The following is a 24,372-nucleotide window of genomic DNA, read 5'->3' as shown; positions in this document are numbered from 1 at the left end:
ACTCCCTGTCGACTGCGGCGTACCCGTCAATACGGATCAGGCCTGATCCCGGGGCGTCGGCCCATCCTGGGTGGAAGAGACCTCCGGCAGCGCGACGACGCTGGTTACTTGCCGTTACGTACTGCCGGAGGCAGCAGTGGATGTTTCCCCGATGCTGTGGGGTCTGACAATCTTGGGCCTTGCCGCCCTCATCGCGGTCGACTTCTTCATCGGCCGCAAGCCGCACGACGTGTCCATCAAGGAAGCCGGAATCTGGACGATCGTCTGGATCGTCCTGGCCGGGCTCTTCGGCCTCGGCCTGCTCGTCTTCGCCGGCGGCCAGCCCACGGGCGAGTTCTTCGCGGGCTTCATCACCGAGAAGTCCCTGAGCGTCGACAACCTCTTCGTCTTCGTTCTGATCATGGCGAAGTTCGCGGTGCCCTCCCAGTACCAGCAGCGGGTGCTGCTGGTCGGTGTACTCATAGCCCTGGTGCTGCGCGCGATCTTCATCGCAGCCGGTGCCGCGATCCTCGCCAGCTTCGCGTGGGTCTTCTACCTCTTCGGTGCTTTCCTTATCTGGACCGCCTGGAAGCTCATCCAGGAGGCCCGCGCCGACGAGGAGGACGAGGAGTTCGAGGAGAACAAGCTGCTCAAGGCCGCCGAGCGCCGCTTCGGCGTGGCCGACCGGTACCACGGCACCAAGCTGTGGATCCAGGAGAACGGCAAGCGGGTCATGACCCCGATGCTGGTCGTGATGCTCGCGATCGGTACGACGGACGTCCTGTTCGCGCTCGACTCGATCCCGGCGATCTTCGGCCTGACCCAGGACCCGTACATCGTCTTCACCGCCAACGCGTTCGCCCTGATGGGCCTGAGGCAGCTGTACTTCCTGATCGGCGGACTGCTCAGGAAGCTGGTCCACCTCAGCTACGGCCTGTCGATCATCCTGGGCTTCATCGGCGTCAAGCTGGTCCTGCACGCCCTGCACGAGTCGGGGGTCCATGTCCCGGAGATCAGCATCCCGGTCTCCCTCGGCGTGATCTGCTCGGTCCTGATCGTCACCACGATCACCAGCCTGCGGGCGTCCAGGAAGCAGGCGGCGGCCGATGCGGCGCAGGAGCAGGGCGAAGGCGCTGCGAGGGACAGCATCGAGGCCTGACCACGTCGGATGTAGGAGCAACCACCCGCGAGCGGTGCCCCGCGAATTGCCGGGCACCGCTCGCGGTGCTTCTCACCAGGCCACCCTCATTCACGCGCGATCCCGGTCAGATACGCGCCGACACCCCACGCCGAACGTCCCGAAGGCGGCCGGCGTCCCCGCCGACGGCGAGAACGTCGGGAAGAACAGCGGCCCCAGGACCAGCGCCGCCGCGGTCCCGTAGACGAAGAAGTCGTAGAACTCGATGGCCGTCCCGGCAAGCGAGGCGGTCGCGAGCCGCAGCATGGATGGTGCCTTTACGGTGCGTACGTTCCGTATGCCGCGTCAACTGCCCCACGGTGATCACGAGTACGGGGGCGCGTTGGGTCGCGGCCCGCGTCAGTACGTGACGGTGATGCGCCGGGCGGGACCGTCGACGCGGACGGTGCCGCCGTACGGGATGACGAGTTGTGGGTCGGTGTGCCCGAAGTCGACGTCGAGGACGATCGGGGTGTCGGGGGCGTACGTCCGCATGGCGCGCAGCACGGCCTCGCGCTGCTCGGCGGCGTAACGAGCGGCCTCCTGAGGGCTGTTCGGGTGCTTGAAGGACCAGGTCTTCGGGCGGCCCATCAGCAGCGCGGCGAAGCGCTGCAGCAGACCGCGCTCGCCCATGTTGCGCATGGTCCAGAAGACCTCCGTGGCACTCGGCATGTCCTCCGAGGTCTCCAGGAGGAGGACTCCGCCGTCGTACTCGGTCAGGTCGTGCGCGACTTCGCGGTCGGCCATCAGAAGCCAGCCGACGATCTCCAGACAGCCGCCCCAACTGCGCCCCTCGACCACCCGGTCGGCGTTCAGCCAGGTCCATCCGGCGCCGGGCCGGGTCTCGGGCTCCGCGTCGAAGGTCGCCGGGTCCGCCCAGTCGCGGTCGACGTCGTTCCAGCGCTCGGCGGGCTTCAACTCGTACTCGCCCGAGGTGAACAGCGCGGCGCGCAGCGACTCGGCGGTCTGCGGGTGCATGGCGCCGGGGCGGCCCAATTCGCACATCACGCCCGCGCCGTGATAGCTGACGATTCCGGTGTTGCGCAGGAACGCGAGCAGGTTCGTGTTGTCACTCATCCCGAAGAACGGCTTCGGGTTCGCGGCGATCAACTCCCGGTCCAGCAGCGGCAGCACGGTGATCTGGTCGTCGCCGCCGATCGACGCGACGACCGCCTTGATGTCCGGGTCGGCGAAGGCGGCGTGGATGTCGTCGGCCCGTTCCCGCGGCGTGGCGCCCATCCTGCGGGTCGCCGGATACTCGACCGGTTCGAGGCCGTACTCCTTGCGGAGCCGCTCGAGACCCAGCTCATAGGGGCGCGGGAAGAGGCCGGGAAGACCGGCAGAGGGCGAGATCACGGCTATCCGGTCGCCGGGCGACGGCTTGGGTGGGTACGAAAGCGTCGTCATGCCGGGAGGGTATGGGCCGACGGCCCGGCCGTGCACCGTGATAAACCGGGTCTGAGCAGTGGTCCTCATCGGATCGCCCCACCCCGAACGGACCGGAGGAACCGTGCCCCGCACCCTGGCCAACGCCCCGATCATGATCCTCAACGGCCCCAACCTGAACCTGCTCGGCCAGCGTCAGCCGGAGATCTACGGCTCCGACACCCTCGCCGACGTGGAGGCCCTGTGCGCCAAGGCGGCGGCCGCGCACGGCGGCACGGTGGACTTCCGCCAGTCCAACCACGAGGGCGAGCTGGTCGACTGGATCCACGAGGCGCGGCTGAACCACTGCGGGATCGTGATCAACCCCGGTGCCTACTCGCACACTTCGGTAGCGATCCTGGATGCGCTCAACACCTGTGACGGCCTTCCGGTGTTGGAGGTCCACATCTCCAACATCCACCAGCGTGAGTCCTTCCGGCACCATTCGTACGTCTCGCTGCGCGCCGACGGGGTCATCGCCGGATGCGGAGTGCAGGGATACGTGTTCGGGGTGGAGCGGGTCGCGGCGCTGGCGGGGGCGGGGCAGACCGACGCGTAAGCGTTTACGCCGCCCCGCGGGGCCCTCTTTCAACGGGGCCGCCGGCCGAGGGCGGGGATCGAAAGGCCGGCGGCCCGTACCGCGCAGGAGCCGTCATCCTGTGCGGGCTGCTGCCAGTTGACCGCGCAACCAGGTGCGCGGGGAGCGCGCGCGTGGCACCGACGTGTGTGAAGGGTTCACACGGGGCGCGTGAGCGGAGTTGGCGCGGGGCGCGCGCTCACAGTCGTGCGCCTCGTACTCACGGCTCTGAGCACAAGGCGCCTCATGCTCACAGCTCGAGCGCCGACGCACACCGCTCCTGAGCGCCGACGCTCACCACCCGCGCGCGTGCCACTCCGGCAGATGCGGTCGCTCCGCACCCAGGGTCGTGTCGTTGCCGTGCCCGGGGTACACCCAGGTCTCGTCCGGGAGAGCGTCGAAGATCTTCGTCTCGACGTCGTGGATCAGGCTTGCGAACGCCTTCGGGTCCTTGCGGGTGTTGCCCACGCCGCCGGGGAACAGACAGTCGCCGGTGAACACGTGGGGATGCCCGTGCGGGTCGTCGTAGACGAGGGCGATCGAGCCCGGCGTGTGGCCGACCAGGTGGCGCGCGGTGAGCTCCACGCGCCCGACGCGGATGGTGTCGTTGTCGTCGACCAGGACGTCGGTCGGTACGGGGATGCCGTCGGCGTCGTCCCGTCCCGCGTACGTCCGCGCGCCCGTGGCCGCGACGACCTCGGCGAGCGCCTGCCAGTGGTCGCCGTGCTGGTGCGTGGTGACCACCGACGCGATGCCGTCGTCGCCGATGCTGCCCAGCAGGGTGCCCGCGTCGTTGGCGGCGTCGATCAGCAGCTGCTCGCCCGTGGCCCGGCAGCGCAGCAGATAGGCGTTGTTGTCCATCGGACCGACCGCGATCTTCGTGATGATCAGGTCCGGCAGTTCGTGCACGTCGGCCGGGCCGCCGACCTTCACCGCTCCGCTGTACGTCATGACGTTCAGCCTATAGCGGGGGAGGGGTCCGGCCGAGGGTGCGACTACAGCGGGGGAAGGGCCGGCAGCGGGCCGCCGACCACTGTCAGACCGGATCCGTCGCGGCGGCCCGCGAGCCAGCCCAACAGGTCGGCCGGGCGGCCGGTGACGGTGATCTCCACCGCCCAGTCGCGGCCGGTCGGGATTCGGCGACGGTCGTCCTGCCCGATCAGCACGGCGGGTACGTCGGGACGGCCCCGGAAGCGGTCGGCCAGGAAGTTGATCTCGCGCTGGGTGAACTCCTCGGGGAGGTCCTCCAGCTCATACCCGATCCCGAGGTCCACATGGTGCAGCTCCACCTCGATCCAGCGCCGGAACGGCACCCGGGACGCGGAGTCGGTGACACCGTTGCGCAGCTCCACGACGCGCGACCAGTCCGCCGGTGCCGCGCCCGTCTCCTGGAAGCGGGCCGCACTGTCGCGCAGGTCGGCGAGCTGGACATCAAGGGGGCGCGGGGCGTCCCGCTCGATGTCGGCGTCCCGGGCGTCCCCGGAGGCATACATGGGACGGCCTTCGAGGACGTTCACCAGGGCGTCCGCGTTGCGGGCGAGATGGGCGAGGATGTGGCCACGGGTCCAGCCGGGCAGTCGTGACGGCTCGGTCACAGCCGCGTTGTCCAGTTTGGCGACTGCGAGGAGCAAGCGGTCGGTCGCGTCACGTACAGACGCCAGGTCATGAGCGTGATCAATCATGGTGCTGACCCTAGCTCCGCCACCCCTTTGGGTGAAGGTGGTGAAGCAGTGCCGTAAATCGAATACGCGTGCTATATGGTCGGGCCTGGCGTCGGGCATGCTGGAGAGCCGGGGATTGTTACGCATCCGGGAATCCGACCGGCGTTGTCAGTGGCTCCCCCTAGTCTGAGAAAGCACGGGGGCCCCGCCCCTGTCACTTCTCTCAAGAAAGGTGCGGACCGGCGTGGCCGACCGTCTCATCGTCCGTGGCGCGCGCGAGCACAACCTGAAGAACGTCTCGCTCGACCTGCCTCGCGACTCGCTCATCGTCTTCACGGGCCTGTCCGGGTCGGGCAAGTCCTCCCTGGCCTTCGACACCATCTTCGCCGAGGGCCAGCGGCGCTACGTGGAGTCGCTCTCCTCGTACGCCCGCCAGTTCCTCGGCCAGATGGACAAGCCGGACGTCGACTTCATCGAGGGTCTCTCGCCGGCCGTCTCCATCGACCAGAAGTCGACCTCGCGCAACCCGCGCTCGACGGTGGGGACCATCACCGAGGTCTATGACTATCTGCGTCTGCTCTTCGCGCGCATCGGCAAGCCGCACTGTCCCGAGTGCGGCCGCCCGATCTCGCGCCAGTCGCCCCAGGCCATCGTCGACCGAGTCCTGGAGCTGCCGGAGGGGAGCCGCTTCCAGGTGCTTTCGCCGCTGGTGCGTGAACGCAAGGGTGAGTTCGTCGACCTCTTCGCCGACCTCCAGACCAAGGGCTACTCCCGCGCGCGCGTGGACGGCGAGACGATCCAGCTCTCCAACCCGCCCACCCTGAAGAAGCAGGAGAAGCACACCATCGAGGTGGTCGTCGACCGCCTCACGGTGAAGGACTCAGCCAAGCGCCGCCTCACCGACTCCGTCGAGACCGCGCTCGGCCTGTCCGGCGGCATGGTCGTGCTGGACTTCGTCGACCTCCCCGAGGACGACCCGGAGCGCGAGCGCATGTTCTCGGAGCACCTGTACTGCGCCTACGACGACCTGTCCTTCGAAGAGCTGGAGCCCCGCTCCTTCTCCTTCAACTCGCCCTTCGGCGCCTGCCCCGAGTGCACCGGCATCGGCACGCGCATGGAGGTCGACCCCGAGCTGATCGTCCCGGACGAGGACAAGTCCCTCGACGAGGGCGCCATCCACCCCTGGTCGCACGGCCACACCAAGGACTACTTCGGCCGCCTGATCGGCGCCCTCGCGGACGCGCTGGGATTCCGTACGGACATCCCCTTCGCCGGTCTGCCGCAGCGTGCCAGGAAGGCCCTGCTGTACGGCCACAAGACCCAGATCGAGGTCCGCTACCGCAACCGGTACGGCCGCGAGCGCGTCTACACGACCCCGTTCGAAGGCGCCGTCCCCTTCGTCAAGCGCCGGCACAGCGAGTCCGAGAGCGACGCCGGCCGGGAGCGCTTCGAGGGCTACATGCGCGAGGTGCCCTGCCCCACCTGTGAGGGCACGCGCCTCAAGCCGGTCGTCCTCGCGGTCACCGTCATGGGGAAGTCGATCGCCGAGGTCGCCGCGATGTCCATCAGCGACTGTGCGGACTTCCTGGGCGAGCTGAAGCTGACCGCCCGCGACAAGAAGATCGCCGAGCGTGTGCTGAAGGAGGTCAACGAGCGGCTCAGGTTCCTGGTCGACGTCGGCCTGGACTACCTCTCGCTGAACCGCGCGGCCGGCACGCTCTCCGGCGGCGAGGCCCAGCGCATCCGCCTGGCCACCCAGATCGGCTCCGGACTCGTCGGCGTCCTGTACGTCCTGGACGAGCCGTCCATCGGCCTGCACCAGCGCGACAACCACCGGCTCATCGAGACCCTGGTCCGGCTGCGCGACATGGGCAACACGCTCATCGTCGTAGAGCACGACGAGGACACCATCAAGGTCGCCGACTGGATCGTCGACATCGGCCCCGGCGCGGGCGAGCACGGCGGCAATGTCGTGCACAGCGGCTCCCTCAAGGAGCTGCTCGCCAACGCCGAGTCGCAGACCGGCCAGTACCTGTCCCGCAAGAAGTCCATCCCGCTGCCCGACATCCGGCGCCCGCACGACCCGTCCCGCCGGCTCACGGTGCACGGCGCCCGCGAGAACAACCTCCAGGACATCGACGTGTCCTTCCCGTTGGGCGTGTTCACCGCCGTCACGGGCGTGTCCGGCTCCGGCAAGTCGACGCTGGTCAACGACATCCTGTACACCCACCTGGCCCGCGAGCTCAACGGCGCCCGGAACGTCCCGGGGCGCCACACGCGCGTGGACGGCGACGACCTCGTCGACAAGGTCGTGCACGTCGACCAGTCGCCCATCGGTCGTACGCCCCGGTCGAACCCGGCGACCTACACCGGCGTCTTCGACCACGTCCGCAAGCTGTTCGCCGAGACCACCGAGGCGAAGGTCCGCGGCTACATGCCCGGCCGTTTCTCCTTCAACGTCAAGGGCGGCCGCTGCGAGAACTGCGCGGGCGACGGCACGATCAAGATCGAGATGAACTTCCTCCCGGACGTGTACGTCCCGTGCGAGGTCTGCCACGGCGCCCGGTACAACCGGGAGACCCTGGACGTCCACTACAAGGGCAAGTCCATCGCCGACGTCCTGAACATGCCGATCGAGGAAGCCATGCACTTCTTCGAGGCCGTGCCCGCGATCTCCCGCCACCTGAGGACGCTGAACGACGTCGGTCTCGGCTATGTCCGACTCGGCCAGTCCGCGACCACCCTCTCCGGCGGCGAGGCCCAGCGGGTGAAGCTCGCCAGCGAGCTTCAGAAGCGCTCCACCGGACGCACGGTCTACGTCCTGGACGAGCCGACCACCGGTCTGCACTTCGAGGACATCAGCAAGCTGCTGACAGTCCTGGGCGGTCTCGTCGACAAGGGCAACACGGTCATCGTCATCGAGCACAACCTCGACGTGATCAAGACCGCCGACTGGGTCGTCGACATGGGCCCCGAGGGCGGCGCGGGCGGCGGCCTGGTCGTCGCCGAGGGCACGCCCGAGCAGGTCGCCGGCGTCCCGGCCAGCCACACCGGCAAGTTCCTCCAGGAGGTCCTCGGCGCCGACCGGATCAGCGACGCGACCCCGGTGAGGGCCCCGCGCAAGGCGGCGGCCAAGAAGGCGGTGGCAGCCACATCGGCGGCGAAGAAGACGGCAACGGCCAGGACGACCACCGCGAAGACGGCCAAGGCCGTCAACAACACGGCGGCGAAGAAGGCGACCGGGGCCACGAAGAAGGCCACGCCCGCGAAGAAGACGACCCGGGCCCGCAAGGCATGACGAGGGACCACTGGAGCGGGGACCGGTAGAGCGGGGACCACTGAAGCAGGGGCCGCTTCGGGGCCGATCACAAGGTCCCGCAGCGGCCCAGGCCTCGGTGGCCCGGCGTCGCTCAGGCCAGTTCCGCCGCGTACGGCGGTTCGGCCCCCGCGCGTGAGCAGGTGATCGCCGCCGCGCGCGCGGCGAACCCCAGCAACTGGGCCCAGCCGTCCGCGCCCAGGCCGGCGAGCGCCTCCGGGGACAGGGCGTCCCGGCCGGACAAGCCGTGCAGCAGGGCCGCGTTCACCGTGTCGCCGGCGCCGATCGTGTCGACGACCTCGACCTTCTCGCCCGGCACCGGGTGCACCGCGCCGTCCCGGGTGAAGGCGGTCAGCCCGTCGCCCCCGTGGGTGATCACGACGGCAGCGGGCCCCGCGGCCAGCCACTCGCGCGGGGTGCCGCCCAGCCAGAGCGCGTCCTCCTCCGAGAGCTTCAGCAGTGACACCGACGGCAGCCAGCTCTTGAAGCGGGCCCGGTAGGCGTCCGCGTCGGGAATCAGCCCCGCCCGGATGTTCGGGTCGAGCGCGGTGAACACGCCCTGCGCTGCCGCGGTCCGCATCAGCTCCTCGTAGGCGCTCGCCCCCGGCTCCAGGACCAGCGAGCAGGTGCCGAAGGAGATCGCCCGCGTGCCCGCGGGAAGTTCCGTGGGCACCGTGAACAGCCGGTCCGCGGTGCCGTCGACGTAGAAGGAGTAGGCGGCCGAGCCGTGCGTGTCGATCGTGGCGACCGCGAGGGTGGTCGGCTCCTTGCCGCGCTGTACGGCCGTCACGTCCACCCCCGCCTCCTGCAGCCCGTCGAGCAGCGCCTCGCCGAAGGCGTCGTACGAGACGCGGGAACAGAAGGCCGTGGGGGAGCCGAGGCGGCCGAGGGCCAGGGCCGTGTTGTACGGGCCGCCGCCGAGCGCCGGCTTGAGGCCCGCGAGGGCGCCCGTGCCCTGCGGTACCAGGTCGATCAGGGCCTCTCCGGCGACGACGATCACGAGACGGTTCCTCTCTCGGACTGCGGGGGATGCAAGGGTTGCGAGGGCTGCAAAGGCTGAGGGGGCTGCTAGGGCCGGGGCAGCTGTGAGCGCTCCGGGGGATGCGAGCGCTGCGCCGAGTGCTTCTGCTCCGGCTCGTCGACGCAGCCGCACGAGGCGCGGTGGACGAAGGTGCAGGCCAGCCGAACGGTCCGCGCGGGCCGGTCCGGCGCGGCGAGACGCTCCAGGAGCACCCGGACCGCCTGGGCGCCGATCTCCTTGCTGGGCTGGGCGATCGCGGTGAGCCGGGGCGTGAACAGGTCCGCCCAGGCGAAGTCGTCGAAGCAGCACAGCGCGATGTCGTCCGGCACGGACAGACCGCGCTCACGCAGCGCGCGCAGAGCGCCGATGGTCATCACGTTGTTGGCGGTGACGAGCGCGGTGGGCGGCGCGGCGAGGGACAGCAGGGCCGCGGTCGCCTGTTCGCCGCCGGCCGACTCGGAGTCGCCGTGCACGACGAGGCGTTCGTCGTAGGGGAACCCGGCGGCGGCGAGGCCGTGCCGGTACCCGGTGATCCGCTCACCGGTGGTGCTCAGCCCGGGCCGGCCCGCGACCAGGGCGATCCGGCGGTGGCCGAGCCCGGCCAGATGCGTGACCAGCTGGGCCGTCGGTTCGGCGCTGTCGGCGCAGACCTGGTCGAAGCGCGGGGCGCGGTCCCCGGGGGAGTCGATCACCCGGTCGAGGAACACGGCCGGTACGTCGTGACGCGCGAGGTAGGCGACGAGTCCGCGTGGGTCGGCGGAGGGCGCGACGATCATGCCGTCCACCCGCCGCTCGTGCAGGAGCTGGACGACCTTGCGCTCGTGCACCGGATCGTCGTGCGGGTCGGCGATCAGCAGACTGTAGCCGTGCTCCAGGGCGGCGGCCTCGACTCCCTGGAGGATCTCCGTGAAGTAGGGGTTGCTGATCGCCGACACCGCGAGGCCGATGGACCGGGTGCGGGAGGTCACCAGCGAGCGGGCGAGGGTGTTGGGCGTGTAGCCGAGCTCCTCGACGGCCTCCAGCACGGCCTGACGGGTGTGCGGCAGTACCGGCCGGGTGTCGTTCAGCACGTGCGAGACGGTCGCCACGGACACGCCGGCGCTGCGTGCGACGTCGGCCATGGTCGGCATGGGATCTCCCTCCGGAACGACCCCGGGATCGGATTCCTCCCGGAACGGCACCGGGAACGTATCGCATGCGGCGGCGGACGTAAACGCTTGCGCAAGCGTTTACGTCCAGTACCTACCCAGAGCGCTGCCAAGCGCGCGCCCAAGGGTCCTGCGGGGAGCATGCTCAGGGAGACCTGCCCGGGAGCAGCCCAGGAGCAGCCCAGGAGCAGCCCACGAAGCAGGGAGTCACTCCCAGTCCCACCCGATCCCCACCACCCCCGACCGCACCCGTGGCTCGACGAGGTGCACCGAGTGATGGCGGCCGGTCAGGGCCAGCTCCTGGCGCCCGCTGCGCGGCGCCGCCGCGGAGTGCTGGGCGAACCGGTGGCAGCGCACCGGCAGCGCGTGCTCGTCGAAGCGCACCTGGAGCGCGTACTGGCCGCCCGCCGGCCCGAATCCGCGGACGTACTCCCGTGACACTCCGGCCGTGCCGTCCTCGACGCCGTAGCGGAAGAGGAACGTGTCGCCGGCCCGCAGCCGGGTGTCGAAGAGCAGTTCGGCCACCAACACCCCGGTCTCGTGGTCCGAACGCACCCGTCCCGTACGGCAGTTCTCCAAGGCCTGGACGCTCATGCGCTCGGGCGCGCACCCGGGGTCGCCGTGGTGGACGGCGACGAAGCGGTCGACGCCGTCGCGGTGGGCCCGCACGATGTGGTGCGACTCGCGTCCGGCCAGCTCGCGGCCCGCGCCGATCCGTACCCGCTCGTGGTGCCCGAGGGTGTGCAGCCCGCCGTCGAGCGGCGTGCCCAGCTCCGTCAGCAGCTGCTCCAGTGCGCCGGAGGCCTCGACGAGGGAGCGGTACGAGCGGGCCGCGGGCCGCTGCGCGGCCGGGTCCTCGTCGGTCTGGGCGAGCAGCCGGATCAGCGACTCCTCCGGCAGCTGGAGGATTTCCTCCAGCGCCCGTACGGCGCGCAGCGACTCGGGGCGCTGCGGGCGCCGGGCGCCCTGCTGCCAGTAACTCAGGCTCGTCACGCCGACCTTGACCCCGTGGCGCGACAGATGGTGCTGCACACGCTGCAGCGGCAGTCCGCGGGCGGCGATCGCGGCGCGCAGCGCGACGTGGAAGGGGCCGCCACGCAGGGCCGAGTCCAGTTCCGCGGTGGCGACGGTGGCGACGTCCGCGTGCGGTGTGGCGTGCGGCATGCAGGGGCCTTTCTGTGAATGTTCACAACGGCTGGTCAGACCGTGCGCGGGAGTCGTCGGGGCCATGCGCCGGCGGCGGGGGTCTTCACATCCGTACGCCGTCGTTCAGGGCCCCGAGTTCTCCCGCATTGAAGCGTGTTGACCAAGCCCCGACAACACCTGATGCCCAACCGTGGCGCACTCCTGGCCGACTTCGCGCCCCGCACCCCGGGGCGCCGCCCCGTCCTCGCCCAGCACCTCCCTGATCGTCCGCGCGGACAGTCCCGAGTGCGTCCACGGGCGGTGGCTCTCGGTCACCGAGGGCACCGTGGGGAAGCATGACCGCAGCATCCCGGGCGTTGTCCACAGGCCGCCGCGCTGTCAGCCCCCGCCAGTAGGGTGTGAGACATGGCCGACCCCTCCAGCTACCGCCCCCAGCCGGGACAGATCCCGGACTCTCCCGGGGTGTACAGGTTCCGTGACGAGCACCGCCGGGTGATCTACGTCGGAAAGGCGAAGAGCCTGCGCCAGCGTCTGGCGAGCTACTTCCAGGACCTGGCGGGCCTGCACCCCCGCACCCGCACCATGGTCACCACGGCCGCGTCCGTGGAGTGGACGGTGGTGTCCACGGAGGTCGAGGCGCTGCAGCTGGAGTACTCCTGGATCAAGGAGTACGACCCCCGGTTCAACGTCAAGTACCGCGACGACAAGAGCTACCCGTACCTCGCGGTGACGATGAACGAGGAGTTCCCGCGCGTGCAGGTGATGCGCGGTCACAAGAAGAAGGGCGTGCGCTACTTCGGACCGTACGGACACGCCTGGGCCATCCGCGACACCGTCGACCTGCTGCTGCGTGTCTTCCCCGTCCGCACCTGCTCGGCCGGCGTCTTCAAGAACGCGACCCGCACCGGCCGCCCCTGCCTGCTCGGCTATATCGGCAAGTGCTCCGCGCCCTGCGTCGGCCGCGTGTCCGCCGAGGAGCACCGCGAACTCGCCGAGGAGTTCAGCGACTTCATGGCCGGTCGCACCGGCACGTATCTGCGCCGCCTGGAGAAGCAGATGACGGCGGCGGCCGAGGAGATGGAGTACGAGCGGGCGGCCCGCCTGCGCGACGACATCGAGGCCCTGAAGAAGGCCATGGAGAAGAACGCGGTCGTGCTCGCCGACGCGACCGACGCCGACCTCATCGCGGTCGCCGAGGACGAGCTGGAAGCGGCCGTGCAGATCTTCCACGTCCGCGGCGGACGCGTGCGCGGCCAGCGCGGCTGGGTCACCGACAAGGTGGAGGAGATCACCACCGGCGCTCTGGTCGAGCACGCCCTCCAGCAGCTCTACGGCGAGGAGACCGGCGACTCCGTCCCCAAGGAGGTCCTCGTCCCGGCCCTGCCCGACCCGGTGGAGCCGGTCCAGGAGTGGCTGACCGTGCGCCGCGGGTCCAACGTGTCGCTGCGCATCCCGCAGCGCGGCGACAAGAAGGCCCTCATGGAGACCGTGCAGCGCAATGCCCAGCAGGCGCTCGTCCTGCACAAGACCAAGCGCGCCTCCGACCTGACCACGCGCTCGCGCGCGCTGGAGGAGATCGCCGAGGCCCTGGACCTGGACAGCGCCCCGCTCCGGATCGAGTGCTACGACATCTCCCACCTCCAGGGCGACGACGTGGTGGCCTCCATGGTCGTCTTCGAGGACGGGCTCCAGCGCAAGAGCGAGTACCGCCGCTTCCAGATCAAGGGCTTCGAAGGACAGGACGACGTCCGCTCCATGCACGAGGTGATCACCCGCCGATTCCGGCGCTACCTGGCCGAGAAGGAGAAGACGGGGGAGTGGACCGACGGCGAGGACGGCCTCGACGACGGCCTGAAGAACGACGACGGCCGGCCCAAGCGCTTCGCCTACCCGCCCCAGCTCGTCGTCGTCGACGGCGGGCAGCCGCAGGTGGCCGCCGCCAAGAAGGCCCTCGACGAGCTGGGCATCGACGACATCGCCGTCTGCGGTCTCGCCAAGCGACTGGAGGAGGTCTGGCTGCCGCACGACGACGACCCGGTGGTCCTGCCTCGCACCAGCGAGGGCCTCTACCTCCTTCAGCGCGTCCGCGACGAGGCCCACCGCTTCGCGATCACCTACCAGCGCGCCAAGCGCGCCAAGCGCTTCCGGTCGAGCCCTTTGGACGACGTGCCCGGGCTCGGGGATACGCGCAAGCAGGCACTGCTGAAACATTTCGGTTCGTTGAAGAAGCTACGATCCGCCACCATCGACCAGATCTGCGAGGTTCCCGGCATAGGCCGCAAGACGGCCGAGACCATCGCCGTGGCCCTCGCTCAGGCGGCTCCGGCCACGCCGGCGGTGAACACGGCGACTGGAGAGATCATGGAAGAGGAACCCGACACCACGGGTTCCGGTGGGGAGCCCGTGACGATGGGCGCCCCGGACGAACGACGGGGGCAGGAGACATGAATGTGAACGAGCACGACGGGCGACAAGGTCAATCCGGAGACGGAGCACAGGTGAGTACGGGCACACCCAACGACACGACCGCGATCCCGGACGCGGCCATCCCCGAGCTGGTGATCATCTCCGGGATGTCCGGGGCCGGCCGCTCCACGGCCGCCAAGTGTCTGGAGGACCTCGGCTGGTTCGTCGTCGACAACCTCCCGCCCGCGCTGATCCCCACCATGGTGGAACTCGGTGCCCGCTCCCAGGGCAACGTGGCGCGGATCGCGGTCGTCGTCGACGTACGCGGCCGCCGCTTCTTCGACAACCTCCGCCAGTCCCTCGCCGACCTGGACCACAAGCACGTCACCCGGCGGATCGTCTTCCTGGAGTCTTCGGACGAGGCCCTGGTGCGGCGCTTCGAGTCGGTGCGCCGCCCGCATCCCCTCCAGGGAGACGGCCGCATCGTCGACGGCATCGCCGCCGAGCGCGAGCTGCTGCGCGAGCTGCGCGGCGACGCCGACCTGGTGATCGACACCTCCAGCCTCAACGTGCACGAGCTGCGCGCCAAGATGGACGCCCAGTTCGCCGGAGAGGAGGAGCCGGAGCTGCGGGCCACCGTCATGTCCTTCGGCTTCAAGTACGGCCTCCCGGTCGACGCCGACCTGGTCGCGGACATGCGTTTCCTGCCCAACCCGCACTGGGTCCCGGAGCTGCGCCCCTTCACCGGCCTCAACGAGGAGGTCGCCGCGTACATCTTCAACCAGCCCGGCGCCAAGGAGTTCCTCGACCGGTACTCCGAGCTGCTCAGGCTCATCGCGGCCGGCTACCGCCGTGAGGGCAAGCGGTACGTGACGATCGCCATCGGCTGCACCGGCGGCAAGCACCGATCCGTCGCCACCTCGGAGAGGCTCGCCGCTCGCCTCGCGGCCGAGGGCGTGGAGACGGTGGTCGTGCACCGGGACATGGGACGGGAATGACGGGACGTACTCCCCGGCTGACCAGGCTGCGCCGGGCCGTGCCCGAGGGGCGCGCGAGCCGGCCCGTCGAGGCCCGCGGCGCCAAACCGCGCCGCCGGGGTGCCCAGCCCAAAGTGGTCGCCCTCGGCGGCGGCATGGGCCTGTCCGCCTCGCTCGCCGCACTGCGCCGCATCACCGGCGACCTCACCGCCGTCGTCACCGTGGCCGACGACGGTGGCTCCAGCGGACGCCTGCGCGACGAGCTGGGCGTGCTGCCGCCCGGCGACCTGCGCAAAGCGCTCGCCGCGCTGTGCGGCGACGACGAGTGGGGCCAGACCTGGGCCCGCGTCATCCAGCACCGCTTCCAGTCCAAGGGCGACCTGCACGAACACGCGGTCGGCAATCTGCTGATCGTCGCCCTGTGGGAGCAGCTCGGCGACCACGTCCAGGCCCTCGACCTGGTCGGCAGGCTGCTGGGCGCGCACGGGCGCGTGCTGCCCATGTCCGCCGTACCGCTGGAGCTCCAGGCCCTGGTCAAAGGCCACGACCCGGACCGCCCCGAGGACGTCGACACCGTACGGGGACAGGCGACCGTGGCGCTCACGCCCGGCGAGGTGCAGTCCGTGCAGGTGGTGCCGCACGACCCGCCGGCGGTGCCGGAGGCAGTGGCGGCCGTCCTCGACGCGGACTGGGTGGTCCTCGGCCCCGGCTCCTGGTTCTCCTCGGTGATCCCGCACCTGCTCGTGCCCGAACTGCTGGACGCGCTGACCCAGACGAAGGCGCGCCGCGTCCTCTCCCTGAACCTCGCCCCGCAGCCCGGAGAAACCGATGGCTTCTCCCCGCAGCGTCATTTGGAGGTTTTGGGACGACACGCCCCTAAACTCGCCCTGGACGTGGTGCTGGCCGACGAGGCCGCCGTGCCCGACCGCGACGTGCTCACCGAGGCCGCCAAGCGGCTCGGTGCCGCGGTCGAGCTGGCCCCGGTCGCCCGGAGGGACGGAACTCCTCGGCACGACCCGGAGCTGTTGGCCGCCGCGTACGACCGTATTTTTCGGATGCATGGAAGGATCGGCCCATGGCGATGACGGCAGCGGTGAAGGACGAGATCTCCCGGCTCCCCGTCACCCGTACCTGCTGCAGGAAGGCGGAGGTCTCCGCCATTCTGCGGTTCGCCGGCGGCCTCCACCTGGTGAGCGGGCGCATCGTGATCGAGGCGGAGCTGGACACCGCGATGGCGGCCCGCCGCCTCAAGCGGGACATCCTGGAGATCTTCGGCCACAGCTCCGAACTGATCGTGATGGCGCCCGGCGGACTGCGCCGCGGCTCGCGCTACGTCGTGCGGGTGGTCGCCGGCGGTGACCAGCTGGCCCGGCAGACCGGCCTGGTCGACGGCCGGGGCCGCCCGATCCGCGGCCTGCCGCCGCAGGTCGTCTCCGGCGCCACCTGTGACGCGGAGGCGGCCTGGCGCGGTGCCTTCCTGGCGCACGGCTCGCTCACCGAGCCGGGCCGCTCCTCCTCCCTGGAGGTGACCTGCCCTGGCCCCGAGGCCGCGCTCGCCCTGGTCGGCGCCGCCCGCCGGCTGTCGATCGCCGCGAAGGCCCGCGAGGTGCGCGGAGTGGACCGGGTCGTCGTCCGTGACGGTGACGCGATCGGCGCCCTGCTGACCCGGCTCGGCGCGCACGAGTCGGTGCTGGCCTGGGAGGAGCGCCGGATGCGCCGCGAGGTGCGGGCCACGGCGAACCGTCTCGCCAACTTCGACGACGCCAACCTGCGCCGCTCCGCGCGCGCGGCCGTCGCCGCCGGCGCCCGCGTCCAGCGCGCCCTGGAGATCCTCGGTGACGACGTCCCCGAGCACCTCGCCGCCGCCGGCCGACTGCGCATGGACCACAAGCAGGCCTCCCTGGAGGAGCTGGGCGCGCTCGCCGACCCGCCGCTCACCAAGGACGCCGTCGCGGGCCGTATCCGCCGCCTGCTGGCGATGGCGGACAAGCGGGCCCAGGACCTCGGCATCCCGGGCACCGAGTCCAGCATCACCGAGGAGATGGCGGACAACCTCGTGGGGTGAGCCCCGCGGCACATTCAACACGCCGGTGTCGACGCCCACTTGGGTGATCGGCACCGGCGTTTGCGTGTCGTGAGGCACCCTTGACTGGATCATCGACTGACATGAGCCTGGCATCTCTGTTTCGCCGACGTGGCGAACCACGACTAGGGGGGTTCATGAGACGAAGAGCGAGACCGATCCTCGCTGTTGGCGCGCTCCTGCTGGGCGGTGCGGGAATCGCACCCGTCGCCCAGGCCGCAGGGAGCGGAGCTTCTCCCGATCCGAACGAGGTCAAGGTCTTCCGCGCCGACGTGACACAGCAGCAGGTACCCCTGCTGCTCGCGGCCGGCCAGGACGGCCACGAACTCGGTGGGCAGGTACCCGAGAAGGGCGAGGCCACGGTCGAGGTCTACCTCACCGACCAGCAGGCCGACAAACTCGAGGACCAGGGCGTCGACCTGACCGAGCACAAGCTGTCCGCCAAGGCCGAGAACCGGGTCGAGGCAGCCGCCGAGGGCGTGTTCCGTCCGTACAGCGGAAAGGGCGGCTGAAGGAGGAGATCGTCAGGACCGGGCAGGAGAACCCCGACCTCACCAAGGTCGTCTCCATCGGCAAGACGGTCAACGGCCAGGACATCCTGGCCCTGAGGATGACCAAGGGCGCCAAGAAAACCAAGGACGGCTCCAAGCCGTCCGTCCTGTACCTGTCCAACCAGCATGCGCGCGAGTGGATCACGCCGGAGATGACCCGCCGGCTGATGCACCACTACCTGGACAACTACAAGACGGACAAGAAGATCAAGAAGCTCGTCGACTCGACCGAGCTGTGGTTCGTGCTGTCGGCCAACCCGGACGGCTACGACTACACCTTCCAGAACTCCGACAACCGCCTGTGGCGCAAGAACCTGCGCGACAACAACGGCGACGGCGCCATCACCACCGGCGACGGCGTCGACCTCAACCGCAACTTCGCCTACAAGTGGGGCTACGACGACGAGGGTTCCTCCCCCAACCCCACCAGCCAGACCTACCGCGGCGCCGCCCCAGGCTCCGAGCCCGAGACCCAGGCGCTGGACGCCTTCGAGAAGCGGATCGGCTTCACGTACGGCATCAACTACCACTCCGCCGCCGAACTCCTCCTCTACGGAGTCGGCTGGCAGGTCGCCACCCCCACCCCGGACGACGTGCTCTACGAGGCGCTCGCCGGCACCCCGGAGAACTCCGCGATCCCGGGCTACCACCCGCAGGTCTCCTCGGAGCTGTACACCACCAACGGCGAGGCCGACGGCCACGCGGCCAACGTCAACGGCATGGCGATGTTCACCCCCGAGATGTCGACCTGCCAGACCGCCTCGAACGTCGACCCGAACGACGCCTGGGAGCCGACCGACTGCCTGTCGATCTTCACCTTCCCGGACGACGAGAAGCTGATCCAGCAGGAGTTCGCCAAGAACATCCCGTTCGCGCTCTCCCTCGCCGAGACCGCCGCCAGACCCGACCAGCCCAAGTCCGCGGTCGGCCTGAGCGCCGCCGACTTCACCCCGGCCGCGTTCTCGACGTCGTACTCGCGCGGAGCGGACCAGGAGATCTCGGTCGTCGTACGGAAGTCGGTGCGCGACAAGGAACTCAAGTACCGCGTCAACGGCGGGCGTACGGAAGACATGGCGCTCAGGGCATGGAAGGGCGGCGAGACGTACGGCGGTGACGACAACCTCTACTTCGACGAGTACCGGGCCAAGGTCCACGACGGCGGCCCGGGCGACAAGGTCGAGGGGTGGTTCACCGGCGAGACGAAGAGCGGGAAGGCTGTCTCCAGCGAGCACTTCACGTACACCGTCGCCGCACGACCCAGAGCGGACACGCTCGTCGTCGCCGAGGAGGGCGCGGCCGCCACGCAGGCGCAGACCTACGTCGACGCGCTGAAGGCGAACGGCCACAAGGCGCTGGTGTGGGACGTCGCCACCCAGGGCGCGCCCGACGCGCTCGGCGTGCTGAACCACTTCGACACCGTCGTCCACTACACCGGCGCGAGCACCCCGGGCGTCGCCACCCAGCTACAGCTGCGCGCCTTCCTGAACGAGGGCCGCAAGCTGGTCGAGGCGGGGGAACAGGCCGGCGGCAACGTCGACCTCGGTGGCGGCACCCTGTCGAACGACTTCAGTCAGTACTACCTGGGCGCCTACACCCGTACGTCGACCCCCGGGGCCACCGGCTTCACCGGCTCCGGCGAACTCGCCGGCTTCACGGGCGCGCTCGCCCCCGCGGCCGGCAACCCGCTGGACCGGGCCGGGACGTACGGCGTGACGTCCGACGAACTGCCCGTCGACAAGTACCCGCAGTTCGCCTCCGCGGGCGCGGGCCGGTTCGCCGGGACGGTCAACCCGTACGGGCCGTACGCGGGCTCCTCCATGGCCGCCGCCGTCCACACGGACGATGCCTACAAGCGGCTCACCCGGACCGTCGACCTCACCGGGGTGAGCGCGGCCGACGCACCCACCCTGCGCACCCAGCTGCTGTGGGACACCGAGCCCGGCTACGACAACGCGCTGGTCGAGGCCCACAGCACCGGCGCCGACGACTGGACCACACTCCCGGAGGCGGGCGGCGCCACCCGCACCACCGTGCCCGCGGACTGCGAGGCCGGGTACTACGTAGGGGAGCACCCCCAGCTCGAGCACTACCTGACCGTGGCGGCCGGCGGCTGCACCGCGACCGGTACCACCGGCGCGTGGAACGCCCTCACCGGTGCCTCCAGCGGCTGGCAGCAGGTGAACTTCGACCTGAGCGCGTACGCCGGGAAGTCGGTCGAGGTCTCGATCAGCTACGTCACCGACCCGGGCAGCGGCGGCCACGGCGTCCTCGCCGACGAGGCCTCGCTGGTCGTCGGCGGCACCGCAACCCAGACCGAGGGCTTCGAGACGTCGTTGGGCGTCTGGAGCGTGGCCGGACCGCCCGCGGGCAGTCCGGCCGTCCTCAAGGACTGGACGCGCACCGGGACGCTCTTCCAGACGTACGGAGCGGTCACCACGGACGACACGGTGCTGCTGGGCTTCGGCCTGGAGCACGTCGCCTCGGCGGCCGAGCGGACGGCTCTGGTGAGGAAGGCACTCGCGGCCCTCGGCGGGTGAACCTGCCTGGTCAACCGCGTGTGACCCGGTGTGGTCACATCGGGTGATCGGGCTTCGGGCCCGGGCGGTCCGTACCCTACTGGCGGGTACGGACCGCCCTGCCGGGTATGGGGCATCTCGATGTCACCCCGGCGCCCTCAGGGGGGTAGGGTCGTAGGCGGTCGGGGACATCCCATACAGCTCGCCGGAGTCGAACCCGGCGTACCAACGAGGAGATCGGTTTCGTGACGATCCGCGTAGGCATCAACGGCTTTGGCCGCATCGGTCGTAACTACTTCCGCGCGCTGCTGGAGCAGGGTGCTGACATCGAGATCGTGGCTGTCAACGACCTGGGTGACACCGCGACCACCGCTCACCTGCTCAAGTACGACACCATCCTGGGCCGCCTCAAGGCCGAGGTGTCGCACACCGCCGACACGATCACCGTCGACGGCAAGACGATCAAGGTTCTCTCCGAGCGCAACCCCGCCGACATCCCGTGGGGCGAGCTGGGCGTCGACATCGTCATCGAGTCGACCGGCATCTTCACGAAGAAGGCCGACGCCGAGAAGCACATCACGGGCGGCGCCAAGAAGGTCCTCATCTCGGCTCCGGCCAAGGACGAGGACATCACCATCGTGATGGGCGTCAACCAGGACAAGTACGACGCGGCCAACCACCACGTCATCTCCAACGCCTCCTGCACCACCAACTGCGTGGCGCCGATGGCGAAGGTTCTCGACGAGAACTTCGGCATCGTCAAGGGCCTGATGACGACGGTCCACGCGTACACGAACGACCAGCGCATCCTGGACTTCCCGCACTCGGACCTGCGCCGCGCCCGCGCCGCCGCCGAGAACATCATCCCGACCACCACCGGTGCCGCCAAGGCCACCGCGCTGGTCCTCCCGCAGCTCAAGGGCAAGCTGGACGGCATCGCGATGCGCGTCCCGGTCCCGACCGGCTCGGCCACCGACCTGGTCGTGACGCTGTCGCGCGAGGTCACCAAGGACGAGGTCAACGCCGCGTTCAAGAAGGCCTCCGACGACGGCGACCTCAAGGGCTACCTGACCTACACCGAGGACCCGATCGTCTCCTCGGACATCGTCGGCGACCCTGCCTCCTGCACCTTCGACTCCTCCCTGACCATGGTCCAGGAGGGCAACTCGGTGAAGATCCTCGGCTGGTACGACAACGAGTGGGGCTACTCCAACCGCCTCGTCGACCTGACGGTTTTCGTCGGCAACCAGCTCTGATCAACAGAGCAGGCACTTTGATGTGAGTCAGGGCTCGGGCAGCGCAGGGACGCGCTGCCCGAGCCCTGACGCACGTACAGATCAGCCCTCTTACGATCACGAGCATCACGAGCCCTCCTCAGGAGTTCCCTCAATGAAGACGATCGACGAACTTCTCGCCGAAGGCGTCGCGGGCAAGCGGGTCTTCGTCCGCGCCGACCTGAACGTGCCGCTGGACGGCACCACGATCACCGACGACGGCCGCATCCGCGCCGTCCTGCCCACAGTCAAGGCCCTCGCCGAGGCGGGCGCCCGAGTGGTCGTCGCCTCGCACCTGGGCCGCCCCAAGGGCGCCCCGGACCCGGCCTTCTCGCTCGGCCCGGCCGCCGCGCGCCTCGGTGAACTCCTCGACGCCGAGGCCAAGTTCGCCACGGACACCGTCGGCGAGTCCGCCACCTCCACGGTCGCGGGCCTCACCGACGGCCAGGTCGCCGTCATCGAGAACCTGCGCTTCAACGCCGGCGAGACGAGCAAGGACGACGCCGAGCGCGGCGCCTTCGCCGACCAGCTCGCCGCCCTCGCAGACGTGTACGTGGGGGACGGCTTCGGCGCCGTGCACCGCAAGCACGCCTCGGTCTTCGACCTGCCGGCCCGTCTGCCGCACGCGGCCGGCTACCTCATCGCCACCGAGGTCGGCGTCCTGAAGAAGCTCACCGAGGATGTCAAGCGGCCCTACGTCGTCGCGCTCGGCGGTTCCAAGGTCTCCGACAAACTCGCCGTCATCGACCAGCTGCTCGGCAAGGCGGACCGCCTCCTCATCGGCGGCGGCATGGTGTTCACCTTCCTCAAGGCGAAGGGGTACGAGGTCGGCGCCTCCCTCCTCCAGGAGGACCAGATCCCGGTCGTCCAGGAGTACATCGAGCGGGCGGAGAAGAACGGCGTCGAACTGGTCCTCCCCGTCGACGTGCTGACCTCCACCGACTTCCCGGACCTGAAGACCAAGGCGCCGGCGAACCCCAACACCGTCGCCGCGGACGCCATCCCCGCCGACCAGCTGGGCCTGGACATCGGTCCGCAGACCCGCAAGCTGTACGCCTCGAAGCTCGCCGACGCGGCCACCGTCTTCTGGAACGGCCCCATGGGCGTCTTCGAACACCCCGACTACGCCGAGGGCACCAAGGCGGTCGCCCAGGCCCTCCTCGACTCCCCGGGCTTCACGGTCGTCGGCGGTGGCGACTCCGCCGCGGCCGTCCGCATCCTGGGCTTCGACGAGAACGCATTCGGCCACATCTCGACCGGCGGCGGCGCCTCCCTCGAATACCTCGAGGGCAAGACGCTCCCCGGCCTCGCCGCACTGGAGGACTGACCTACATGGCTGCATCTATTTCTTCGGGGCGCATGCCGCTGATGGCGGGCAACTGGAAGATGAACCTCAACCACCTCGAGGCCATCGCCCACGTCCAGAAGCTCGCCTTCGCCCTGGCCGACAAGGACTACGACGCGGTCGAGGTCGCCGTCCTGCCGCCCTTCACCGACCTGCGCTCCGTGCAGACCCTGGTCGACGGCGACAAGCTCAGGATCAAGTACGGCGCCCAGGACATCTCGGCGCACGACTCCGGTGCCTACACCGGCGAGATCTCCGGTGCGATGCTGGCCAAGCTGAAGTGCACGTACGTGGCGATCGGCCACTCCGAGCGCCGTCAGTACCACAACGAGACCGACGAGCTGGTCAACGCCAAGGTCAAGGCCGCCTACAAGCACGGCCTGACCCCGATCCTGTGCGTCGGCGAGGAGCTGGATGTCCGCGAGGCGGGCAACCACGTCACGCACACGCTCAGCCAGGTCGAGGGCGGCCTCAAGGACCTCCCGGCCGAGCAGGCCGAGTCCGTGGTCATCGCCTACGAGCCCGTGTGGGCCATCGGCACCGGCAAGGTCTGCGGCGCCGAGGACGCGCAGGAGGTCTGCGCAGCCATCCGCGGCAAGATCGCCGAGCTGTACACGCAGGAGCTGGCTGACAAGGTCCGCATCCAGTACGGCGGCTCCGTGAAGTCCGGCAACGTCGCCGAGATCATGGCCCAGGCCGACATCGACGGCGCCCTGGTCGGCGGTGCCTCGCTGGACGCGGAGGAGTTCGTCAAGATCGCGCGCTTCCGCGACCAGTGAGTATGCGGTAGCAGCGGAACGTCGTACTCTTGCGGGGCACAGCGCTGTCGCTGTGCCCCGTCGTCTGTCCAGATCCGAGGAAGTTGGTCCAGCCGTGGTTATGGGGTTCTCGATCGCCCTGATCGTCTTCAGCCTGCTGATGATGCTGCTGGTGCTGATGCACAAGGGCAAGGGCGGCGGCCTCTCCGACATGTTCGGTGGCGGCATGCAGTCGTCCGTCGGTGGCTCCTCGGTCGCCGAGCGCAACCTCGACCGCATCACCGTGGTGGTCGGTCTGCTGTGGTTCGCGTGCATTGTCGTGCTCGGCCTGCTGATGAAGGCGAACAACTGATCAGCGTCGCACACGTAGCACGCCCGATCCGCACGTAACGCCCCATGTTCGGTACGCGCACCTGAGCGCGGCCTATCATGGGGCTTGCGTCTGTGTGTGGGGGAGCTGTAACTCGAATCACTGGACGCGCGTTGGGCCTTACGTAGACTGAGGCGCTCGCAGCGAAGCGAAACGCCGACTCGCTTTGCGGCACCATCACGCAGGGAGTTACGACCGTGGCAAGTGGCAACGCGATCCGAGGAAGCCGGGTCGGGGCGGGGCCGATGGGCGAGGCCGAGCGGGGCGAGTCCGCGCCGCGTCTGCGCATCTCCTTCTGGTGCTCCAACGGGCACGAAACGGTGCCCAGCTTCGCCAGCGACGCGCAGGTTCCCGAAACCTGGGACTGCCCCCGCTGCGGCTTTCCAGCAGGCCAGGACCGGGACAACCCGCCGGACCCACCGCGCACCGAGCCCTACAAGACGCACCTCGCCTATGTGCGGGAGCGGCGCAGCGACGCGGACGGCGAGGCGATCCTCGCCGAGGCGCTCGCCAAACTGCGAGGTGAAATCTAGGAGTTGAAGTCGGCCGGGCATCCGTGGATGCCCGGCCGGACTTGTTCGGCGCCCCGCGGGCAGGCTGTCGCGCCGAGGCCGATTGTCAGTGGTGCCCTCTACGGTTTGT

18 protein-coding genes and 2 pseudogenes are annotated in these 24,372 nt (G+C 69.8%); 13 read left to right on the top strand and 7 right to left on the bottom strand.

Going from position 1 to position 24,372, the window contains the following annotated elements:
• Positions 1 to 136 precede the first annotated feature (136 nt).
• Entirely contained in the window at positions 137 to 1,138 is a 1,002-nt protein-coding gene (locus ACFYO2_RS01100) for a TerC/Alx family metal homeostasis membrane protein (protein ID WP_388342304.1), read from the top strand.
• Between the two features lie 123 nt (positions 1,139 to 1,261).
• On the opposite strand, the pseudogene ACFYO2_RS01095 reads toward ACFYO2_RS01100, so the two are convergent.
• Positions 1,262 to 1,456: pseudogene (locus ACFYO2_RS01095) on the bottom strand (MFS transporter); the annotation flags it as partial.
• 60 nt (positions 1,457 to 1,516) lie between these two features.
• Positions 1,517 to 2,563, bottom strand: coding sequence for a S66 peptidase family protein (locus ACFYO2_RS01090; protein ID WP_388342301.1), 1,047 nt, complete (start codon positions 2,561 to 2,563; stop codon positions 1,517 to 1,519).
• A gap of 103 nt (positions 2,564 to 2,666) precedes the next feature.
• Between ACFYO2_RS01090 and aroQ the strand changes: the two genes are divergently transcribed.
• Positions 2,667 to 3,140, top strand: coding sequence for a type II 3-dehydroquinate dehydratase (gene aroQ / locus ACFYO2_RS01085; protein ID WP_388342299.1), 474 nt, complete (start codon positions 2,667 to 2,669; stop codon positions 3,138 to 3,140).
• Positions 3,141 to 3,452: 312 nt separating this feature from the next.
• Here aroQ and ACFYO2_RS01080 read toward each other — a convergent pair whose 3' ends face one another.
• Both ACFYO2_RS01080 and ACFYO2_RS01075 read right to left on the bottom strand, forming a co-directional pair.
• On the bottom strand, positions 3,453 to 4,109 hold the full coding sequence (locus ACFYO2_RS01080) for an MBL fold metallo-hydrolase (RefSeq protein WP_388342297.1): 657 nt from the start codon (positions 4,107 to 4,109) through the stop codon (positions 3,453 to 3,455).
• Positions 4,110 to 4,153: 44 nt separating this feature from the next.
• A complete protein-coding gene (locus ACFYO2_RS01075; RefSeq protein ID WP_388342294.1) occupies positions 4,154 to 4,840 on the bottom strand; it encodes a maleylpyruvate isomerase family mycothiol-dependent enzyme in 687 nt (228 codons plus the stop codon).
• Positions 4,841 to 5,063: 223 nt separating this feature from the next.
• Between ACFYO2_RS01075 and uvrA the strand changes: the two genes are divergently transcribed.
• A complete protein-coding gene (gene uvrA / locus ACFYO2_RS01070; protein ID WP_388342292.1) occupies positions 5,064 to 8,117 on the top strand; it encodes an excinuclease ABC subunit UvrA in 3,054 nt (1,017 codons plus the stop codon).
• 112 nt (positions 8,118 to 8,229) lie between these two features.
• Here uvrA and ACFYO2_RS01065 read toward each other — a convergent pair whose 3' ends face one another.
• The 3 genes from ACFYO2_RS01065 to ACFYO2_RS01055 all read right to left on the bottom strand — a co-directional run bounded on the left by ACFYO2_RS01065 (position 8,230) and on the right by ACFYO2_RS01055 (position 11,468).
• Positions 8,230 to 9,135, bottom strand: coding sequence for a carbohydrate kinase (locus ACFYO2_RS01065; RefSeq protein WP_388342290.1), 906 nt, complete (start codon positions 9,133 to 9,135; stop codon positions 8,230 to 8,232).
• Between the two features lie 68 nt (positions 9,136 to 9,203).
• Positions 9,204 to 10,286, bottom strand: coding sequence for a LacI family DNA-binding transcriptional regulator (locus ACFYO2_RS01060; protein ID WP_388342288.1), 1,083 nt, complete (start codon positions 10,284 to 10,286; stop codon positions 9,204 to 9,206).
• Between the two features lie 225 nt (positions 10,287 to 10,511).
• A complete protein-coding gene (locus tag ACFYO2_RS01055; protein WP_388342285.1) occupies positions 10,512 to 11,468 on the bottom strand; it encodes a hypothetical protein in 957 nt (318 codons plus the stop codon).
• A gap of 387 nt (positions 11,469 to 11,855) precedes the next feature.
• On the opposite strand from ACFYO2_RS01055, the gene uvrC reads away from it, so the two are divergent.
• From uvrC to ACFYO2_RS01005, 10 genes and pseudogenes are all read left to right on the top strand, one after another.
• Entirely contained in the window at positions 11,856 to 13,898 is a 2,043-nt protein-coding gene (gene uvrC, locus ACFYO2_RS01050; RefSeq protein WP_388342283.1) for an excinuclease ABC subunit UvrC, read from the top strand.
• Entirely contained in the window at positions 13,895 to 14,854 is a 960-nt protein-coding gene (gene rapZ, locus ACFYO2_RS01045) for an RNase adapter RapZ (protein WP_388342282.1), read from the top strand. The genes uvrC and rapZ overlap by 4 nt, the downstream gene beginning before the upstream one ends.
• Entirely contained in the window at positions 14,851 to 15,918 is a 1,068-nt protein-coding gene (gene yvcK, locus ACFYO2_RS01040; protein ID WP_388342280.1) for a uridine diphosphate-N-acetylglucosamine-binding protein YvcK, read from the top strand. The genes rapZ and yvcK overlap by 4 nt, the downstream gene beginning before the upstream one ends.
• A complete protein-coding gene (gene whiA / locus ACFYO2_RS01035; protein ID WP_266441473.1) occupies positions 15,909 to 16,898 on the top strand; it encodes a DNA-binding protein WhiA in 990 nt (329 codons plus the stop codon). Before yvcK ends, whiA begins: the two co-directional genes overlap by 10 nt.
• Positions 16,899 to 17,053: 155 nt before the next feature.
• Positions 17,054 to 20,004 (top strand): annotated as a pseudogene (locus ACFYO2_RS01030) (M14 family zinc carboxypeptidase).
• A 224-nt stretch (positions 20,005 to 20,228) separates the two neighbouring features.
• Complete coding sequence (gene gap, locus ACFYO2_RS01025) at positions 20,229 to 21,239, top strand: type I glyceraldehyde-3-phosphate dehydrogenase (protein WP_388342278.1); 1,011 nt, start codon at positions 20,229 to 20,231, stop codon at positions 21,237 to 21,239.
• Between the two features lie 133 nt (positions 21,240 to 21,372).
• Positions 21,373 to 22,584, top strand: coding sequence for a phosphoglycerate kinase (locus ACFYO2_RS01020; RefSeq protein ID WP_388342276.1), 1,212 nt, complete (start codon positions 21,373 to 21,375; stop codon positions 22,582 to 22,584).
• Positions 22,585 to 22,625: 41 nt separating this feature from the next.
• Positions 22,626 to 23,381, top strand: coding sequence for a triose-phosphate isomerase (tpiA, locus tag ACFYO2_RS01015; RefSeq protein WP_388343896.1), 756 nt, complete (start codon positions 22,626 to 22,628; stop codon positions 23,379 to 23,381).
• A 100-nt stretch (positions 23,382 to 23,481) separates the two neighbouring features.
• Entirely contained in the window at positions 23,482 to 23,712 is a 231-nt protein-coding gene (gene secG, locus ACFYO2_RS01010; protein WP_053753335.1) for a preprotein translocase subunit SecG, read from the top strand.
• 215 nt (positions 23,713 to 23,927) lie between these two features.
• Positions 23,928 to 24,263: an RNA polymerase-binding protein RbpA gene (locus tag ACFYO2_RS01005; RefSeq protein ID WP_078615979.1), complete on the top strand. Its 336-nt coding sequence runs from the start codon at positions 23,928 to 23,930 to the stop codon at positions 24,261 to 24,263.
• Positions 24,264 to 24,372 lie beyond the last annotated feature (109 nt).

The organism is Streptomyces sp. NPDC006602 (assembly GCF_042870385.1).
Lineage (GTDB): Bacteria > Actinomycetota > Actinomycetes > Streptomycetales > Streptomycetaceae > Streptomyces.
This window is presented reverse-complemented; position numbering and strand designations above follow the sequence as displayed.